This is a genomic window from Myxococcus sp. AM011, from assembly GCF_013372595.1.
In the GTDB taxonomy this organism is placed as follows: Bacteria; Myxococcota; Myxococcia; order Myxococcales; family Myxococcaceae; genus Myxococcus; species Myxococcus eversor.
In genome coordinates this window covers 1-6919 of sequence record NZ_JABXEM010000408.1, presented here as the reverse complement: position 1 = coordinate 6919, position 6919 = coordinate 1, and the positions used below count along the sequence as shown (strand labels likewise).

Sequence of the window (6919 nt, the reverse complement as noted above, 5' to 3'; positions counted from 1 at the left end):
CTCGGGGCGGGGTTCATAATCCCGAAGGCCCCCCGCCACCTTCCCGAGCACATGACGCTTCCCCCTGACGTCGAAGAAGCCTTCTCGTGCCTCCCCCAAGCCCTGGTGCGCGTCGGACCCGACTTGTGCGTCCAGTGGTGTGAGGAAGGGTTCGCCCGCAAGACGGGCATGACGTTGCCCCTGGGCACCAACCTGCTGGAGGCGTTGGAGCGCGGACGGAGCCTGGAGGCGATGGAGCTGGCGGTGCGCGAGGGCCGTCCGCACACCGGCCACGTCATCACCCGGGAGCTGCACCAGGTGCGCGTGCAGGTGAAGCCGGGACGCGAGGAGGAGTCTCCCGGCTCCTGGCTGGTGGTGGAGCCCTCCGGCGTGGATGACGACGGCGCCTTCTCCATGGCGGTGCGCGAGATTGCCCGGGCCGTGGGCGAGACGCTGGAGGTGGACAGCGTGTGCGCCGCGGCCGTCGTCGCGCTGGTGAGATGCGCGCAGGTGCGGCGCGCGGAGGTGTACCTCTGCGAGGAGGATGGCGCGGAGCTGCGTCGCTCGGCGGTGTCGGACCTGGCCGGGAGCGAGTCTCCCGAGGACTCGTTCGACCCGGAGGAGGACCCGTTCCGGCAGGCGCTGGCCTTGCGGCAGGCGCAGCTCGGAATCCAGCGGGGGTATGGGGATTCGATGGGCTCCATCTTCGCCGCGGTGCCGCTGTGCGCGCCGCGCCGGACGGTGGGGTTGCTGCTGCTCTACAAGGAACAGGGCACGTCCTTCTCCGCCCGGGAGCTGGAGCTGTGGACGGCGGCGGCCAACCAGCTCGCGGTGGCGGTGGAGAACGCGCGCCTCCTGCGTGAGGCGAAGGCGGCGCTCCAGGTGCGCGAGGAGTTCATGTCCATCGCGAGCCACGAGCTGAAGACGCCGCTCACCCCGCTGAAGCTGGGCCTGTTCACCATGGAGCGTAAGCTCACGGCGGGGCAGCCGCTGGAGCTGGCCACGGTGCTGAAGTCCAAGCGGCAGGTGGACCGGCTGGCGGGGCTGGTGGATGACCTGCTGGATGCCTCGCGGCTGGACGCCGGGAGGCTGGCGTTGGATTTGTCGCCGCTGGAGGTGGGGCAACTGGTGGCGGAGGTGGTGGACCACTTCCGCGCGGCCTTCGACCGGCCCTTCGCGGTGGACGTGCCGCGCGAGCGCGTGTGGGTGCGGGGAGACAGGGACAGGCTGGAGCAGGTGCTGGTGAATCTGCTGGAGAACGCGCACAAGTACAGCCCGCCGGGCGAGCCCATCACCGTGTGCGTGGAGCGGCTCGCGGGCGAGGCGCGCATCCACGTCCAGGACCATGGCATCGGCATCCCCGGCGCGGACCAGTCCCAGGTGTTCCAACGCTTCTACAAGGCGCGCAACGTGTCGCACCGCAACTTCGGGGGACTGGGGCTGGGGTTGTACATCAGCCACTCCATCGCGAGGCTGCACGGGGGCGCGCTGTCGCTGGCGAGCTCGGAGGGGCATGGCAGCACCTTCACGGTGAGCCTGCCGCGGATGCCGTCGCACGAGGTGAAGCGGCTGCCCCGGCGGGTGCTGCTGCTCGACGAGGACTCCGCGCAGGAGGCCCTGGCGGAGCGCGTGTTGTGCGCCGAGGGGTTCGAGGTGCTCACCACGCGGAACGGAGCGGAGGCGCTGCGCCAGGCCACGCACCTGCCGGTGGACCTCATCGTGCTGTCCACCTCCGTCACCCATGGCAAGGCGGGGCTGTTCCTGGAGACGTTCGCCACGCTGCCACGCGCGCGTCCGGTGCCCATCCTCCTGGCCGGGGATGCGCGGCCGTGGTGGGCCCAGGAGGAGACGTCCCTGTGCACGCGGCCGTACGTCGCCGATGAGCTGGTGGCGCGCGTGCGCAACGTGCTCATGCAGGAGCGGCGGCGGCCGTCCGGAGTCTCGCCCACGGTGGGCGAGTTGCCCCCGCACGTGGGCATGGCCCCTCGAATCTGAGGGGCACGCGCGGAGGCTGGCTCGTCAGGGGCTTGCTCCCACGCAAGGCAGGCACCCCTGGCGTGAGCCGCGGACGGGCCGAGGACTTCAGCTCGCGGACGTGAGGACGCGGTAGTCCACGGGGGTGATGCCCAGGCGCGACAGCGTCTCGCGGGCCTTCGGGTTCTTGAAGGTGGCCAGCTCCACCTCGCGCTGCGCGCCGTAGCCGCTCTTCACCGTCTCGGGGCGATAGCCCGGGTGGCACATCAGCTCGATGATGCCCTCGGAGGGCAGCGACACCAGCTCCGCCTCCAGCCGCTCCAGCGTCCAGTACGCGTCCGAGCCCGTGTCGCCCAGGAAGTGCGTGTTGGTGGGGATGCCCTGCGTCTTGAGCGCGTGGCGCATGATGGAGTCGATGGAGCGCACCGGCAGCTTCATCTCCCGGGCGACGCGGGACAGTCCCTCCAGCACCAGGGGCTGCAGGTGCAGGTGCATGTGCACGTCCACGTGCGTGGGCGGCCGCCCCGTCAGGGCGGTGAAGCGCTCCAGCTGCGCGCGCGTCTCCGCCTCCACCACCTCGGCGGTCATGCTCGCGGCGCGCGACTCCAGGAAGTTCCCGTTGGCGCCGAGCATCTCGCGCGGGAAGTCGCTCGACACCGGCGTGCCCCGGGCCAGGTTCAGGTGCAGCCCCAGAGAGAGGCCCTCGGCCTCGTGGGCGGAGGCCTCGGCGAACGGGGTGTTCACCATCAGGGTGGCGGACGAGACGACGCCGTCGCGCATGGCCTGGAGGATGCCTCGGGTGACGGCCGGGTCATACCCCAGGTCGTCGGCGTTGATGATGAGGGCGCGTGTGCTCACGAAGAACTCTCCTGCGCATCAGGGACGAGGCCGGGTTTGGAAGAAGCGCCAGGCCTCGAGCGTGGCGTTCAGGTCCTGCGTGGGGTTGCCCGCGCTGACCGGACTGCCAGGCCAGGTGTGTCCGCCGCCCTGCACGGTGCAGAGCGACGCGGTGGCCGTCTCCGGCGAACAGCCGGTGAAGGCGCTACAAGTGCTGTCCCCCTGGCGGTACGTCTCCACCACCGGGCCGCCGCAGCCATCGCGCTCCGCCCAGCTCCGGACGGAGTCCTCGGCGGAAGGGTAGGCACGGCCGAAGGGGATGTTGTTGCCTCCCGCGTAGAGGATGACGGTGTCCGCGGTGCCATGGATGTGCAGCACCGGCACCGGACGGGACGGGCTGCAGCCGCTCTGGGGCGACATGCCGGAGACGGGCGCCACGGCGGCGAAGCGCCCCGCGCGCTCACAGGCCAGCCGGTACGAGAAGAAGCCGCCGTTGGAGAAGCCGGTGGCGAAGGTGCGGCGCGGGTCCACGCACACGCGGGTGTCCAGGTCCGTCAGCAGCGCGTCCACGAAGCCCACGTCGTCGCTGTTGGACACCTGGGCCGACCCACAGCACGCGCCCGCGTTCCAGCCCCGGGTGTTGTCCCGGGGGGGCGAGGTGCCCCCGTTGAGCTCCGCGGCGCTCAGTCCGCGCGGGTACACGACGAGGAAGCCCGCGGTGTCCGCGAGCGTCGACAGGCCCGTCTGGACTTCAAACTGCTCGGGGTTCGAGCCGAAACCGTGGAACGCGAGCACCGTGGGCATGGGCTTGGTGGCGTCGTAGCCGGGAGGCACGTGGACGCGGTAGGTCCGCGCCCGTCCATCGTGCGTCACTGTCCATTCATGGGTGCCCGGGCCCTCGGACAGTCCGGTGCAGGACGTGCGCTCCGGCACGGAGGGCTCCTCGGGCCCGGGGCCGCCGGTGTCACCGGGGACTTCCGGACGCGAAGCCGTCGAGGACGAACAGCCGAGTGCCCCCAGGACGAGGGCGAGAATCACGAGATGAGGGCCGCGAGGCATGGACGGGAAGCTAATTCCCCGTCTTGCACTCCGCCGCGAGGACGTTCGCCCGTTCGGGGAATCGTTCCTCCAGCGTACGCTTCACCTCGGCGACGGCCGTCGCATTGCCACCATGGGCATGGAGCTGGCATCGCGCGGCCAGGGCCCGAGGGTCCTCCGGAGCCAGCTTGTCCGCCTCCCGATATGCGCGCTCGGCGCCCGTGCTGTCGCCCTGACGGAAGAGGACGGCCCCCAGGTAGTAGTGCGCCACGGCCAGCCGGCCATCCTTGCGCACCGCGCGCTTGAGCAGCGTGGCGGCCTCGTCCACGCGCTCCTGCCGGAAGCGCACGAAGCCCAGCTCCGCCAGGCTGGCCGCGTCGTCGTGCTCGCGAATCCAGGCCGACAGCACCGTGGCGGCCTCGTCCAAACGGCCACTCTGCGACAGCATCCGCCCGTAGCGAGGCGCCACCCGCGCGGTGCCCGGCTTCTGGGCGTAGGCCTTCGCCAGCGCCGCCACCGCGCCGGACAGGTCTCCCTGGCGCTCGCGCAGGTCCGCCAGCATCAGCGAGGGGCGCAAGTCCTTCGGCGCCAGCGTGAGGGCCTCGTCCAGCGCGCGCTCCGCCCGCTTGCCCCGGTTCAGCTCCGTCGCCGCCTGGGCCGCGAGCAGGTGCGCCTCCACGTCCTTCGGAAAGCGCGCGACATACGCCTCCGCCAGCTCCAACGCCTGGGGGTGGGCGCGAGCCGTCAGGAGCGTCGTCCCCGCCTGGGCCAGCTCCTCGGCGGTGGCGCGAGGGTCCGCGCCCAGTCCGGACAACAGCGACACCTTCGCGGCCGGCGTCTCGGCGGCCTGGGCCTTCGCCAGCCGCTCCGTGGGCGACGACTCCTTGCGCGTCAGGTACCACGTCCCTCCGGCACCGAGCGCCGCGAGCCCGAGCACCCCGGCAACGGCGAGTCCCAGCCGCGAGCGGCGTCGAGGGCCGCCCTGGGTGATGCCGGAGTCGTTGCGCGTGGGAGGCGACGAGTCCGTCGGGTTGCGAGTGGGCGGCGACGAGTCCGTCGCGGCGCCAGGTCGAGGTTGCTGCACCACCCCCGGAGAGCTGGCGCGGAAGCCCGCGACGGTGGCGGCCTCGGTGGAGCCCGGCGTCGTGGGCGTGGTCGGGCGCACGGAGTCCGGGGGCTCGCCGCCGTGGAGGGTGGCGCCCACGTCGGGCAGGAAGACCTGGGCCCACGCGGCCGGCACCGTCATGGCGTTGTGGGGCGCGGCGTTGGGGTCGAAGGCGCGCGGAATGGGCGGCGTGCCGCCGTGGGACGGGTCGGCCATCCGCGCGCGGCGCAGGGCCTGGCGCTTCGGGTCCCGGTCGGGCGGGAAGAGGGTGTCCACGTACGCGGCCACCTGCTCTCCGGTGGCGACCTCGGCCTGGCCGCCGATGGCCTCGATGGCGTCGATGAAGGACTCGAGGCTGTCGAAGCGCGCGGCCGGGTCTCTCTGGAGCGCGGTGAGGCACACCAGCTCCAGCGCGGCGGGGACGGACGGGTCGAACGCGGTGGGGGGGCGCGCGCGTCCCTCGGCGATGCGGCCCAGCACCTCCTCGGCCGTCATGCCGGTGAAGGGCCTGCGGCCACAGAGCTGCTCGTACAGCATGACGCCCGCGGCGAAGAGGTCCGCGCGGTGGTCCACCGGCTTGCCGGCGATCATCTCCGGCGACATGTAGAAGAACTTGCCCTTGAGGACGCCGGGCTCGGTGCCCGACCCGAGCGCATCCGCCTTGGCGATGCCGAAGTCGATGACCTTCACCGCGCCGTTCACACCCACATGGATGTTGTCGGGGGTGAAGTCGCGGTGGACGATGCGCAGCGGGCGCCCCGCCTCGTCGACGGCGCGGTGGGCCGCGTCCAAACCTCGGCAGGCCTCCACCAGCACGCGCAGGGTGATGCCCAACGGCACGCGCTGGCCCCGCTCGGCGGCCTCCTGCCGCAGCTCCGCGAAGGAGCGGCCCTCCAACAGCTCCATCGCGATGAAGGGCTCGGTGCCCTCCATCCCCAGCTCCAGGATGGCGACGACGTTGGGGTGGCGCACCTGCGCGGTGATTCGCGCCTCGTTGAGGAACATCTGCACCACGCGCCGGTCCGAGGCCAGGTGCGGCATCAGCCGCTTCACCGCCACCGCGGGCCCGCGCGCGCCGTCATCCTCGAAGCGGCGCCCCAGGTACACCTCGGCCATGCCGCCCGTCGCGATGCGCGCGGACAGCCGGTAGCGACCGACCCAATAGGTGTTCGGACCCGACTCCAAGATGGCGCCAGTCTATGTGGAGAGCCTCCCCGCGTCCCCCCTCAGAAGTTCGAGGGGGATGCCTGCCCGGCTCCGTCCCGAACCCTGTCGCCCGGCGCCTTGAGTCCCCGTGACGCGCGGGCCCAAGCCTGGGTGTGGGTTTCCACGTGTCCGGGAAGGTCGGAAGCCCGCATGGCGCCCGGCGCGGCGCTCGTGGGCCTTACGCGGGGTGTGGGCGCTCCATCTGCCCGCTCGCATGAGGGGGTGGGTGGAGTGCTAACCTCGCGACCCGCTGACCCGCCACGCGCGTCGTTCTTCGTTCGGAGGGATGTTGGGCACCGTCCTCAAGGGTGGTTACGTCGTCGAGCTGGAGCCCGCGGTGGTGGAGCGCGTGGACTTGCGCGTCGAAGGGGAGCGAATCGTCGCGCGGGGGCCGGACCTGACGCCCCATCCCGACGACGAGGTGGTGGCCCTCTCCGGCAAGCTCGTCTTCCCGGGCCTGGTCAGCGCGCACCACCGGCTGCACGCCGTCCTGGGTCGGGGCATGCCGAACACCGCGATGGAGACCTACCAGGACGTCCTGGAGAAGGTGCTCTGGCCCTACGAGGACGCGCTCGACCTGGACGCGGTCCAGGTGGCGGGCTGTGCGGGCGGCCTGGAGGCGCTCCAGTGCGGCACGACGACGGTGTGCAACCTGCACTCGTCGCCCAAGGCGGTGTCGGGCTCGCTGGTGCGGCTGGCGCGCGGGCTCCACGAGGTGGGCGTGCGCGGCGTGCTCGCCTACGCGGTGTCGGACCGCGGCGGGGCGGTGGGGCGCGAGGA

At 72.1% G+C, this 6919-nt stretch carries 5 protein-coding genes; 2 read left to right on the top strand and 3 right to left on the bottom strand.

Features of this window, described 5'->3' with window-relative positions:
* Window positions 1-51: 51 nt before the first annotated feature.
* A complete protein-coding gene (locus tag HUW62_RS44765; RefSeq protein WP_176437927.1) occupies window positions 52-1974 on the top strand; it encodes a hybrid sensor histidine kinase/response regulator in 1923 nt (640 codons plus the stop codon).
* 87 nt (window positions 1975-2061) lie between these two features.
* Here the strand turns inward: HUW62_RS44765 and HUW62_RS44760 are convergent, their stop codons facing one another.
* The 3 genes from HUW62_RS44760 to HUW62_RS44750 are packed head-to-tail and all read right to left on the bottom strand — an operon-like array spanning window position 2062 to window position 6118.
* Window positions 2062-2811 (bottom strand): carbohydrate deacetylase, encoded by a 750-nt coding sequence (locus tag HUW62_RS44760; RefSeq protein WP_163870986.1) that lies wholly within the window; start codon window positions 2809-2811, stop codon window positions 2062-2064.
* Window positions 2812-2829: 18 nt separating this feature from the next.
* On the bottom strand, window positions 2830-3828 hold the full coding sequence (locus tag HUW62_RS44755; RefSeq protein WP_368670635.1) for a PHB depolymerase family esterase: 999 nt from the start codon (window positions 3826-3828) through the stop codon (window positions 2830-2832).
* A 31-nt stretch (window positions 3829-3859) separates the two neighbouring features.
* Window positions 3860-6118 (bottom strand): protein kinase, encoded by a 2259-nt coding sequence (locus HUW62_RS44750; protein WP_255203993.1) that lies wholly within the window; start codon window positions 6116-6118, stop codon window positions 3860-3862.
* 310 nt (window positions 6119-6428) lie between these two features.
* Here HUW62_RS44750 and HUW62_RS44745 point away from each other — a divergent pair.
* On the top strand, window positions 6429-6919 hold a 491-nt coding region (locus HUW62_RS44745; RefSeq protein ID WP_176437925.1), incomplete at its 3' end, for an amidohydrolase family protein.

What these genes read in the sequence shown, in the direction of transcription:
- HUW62_RS44765 (WP_176437927.1), top strand. Translation starts at nt 52, where the DNA reads ATGACGCTTCCCCCTGACGTCGAAGAAGCCTTCTCGTGCCTCCCCCAA.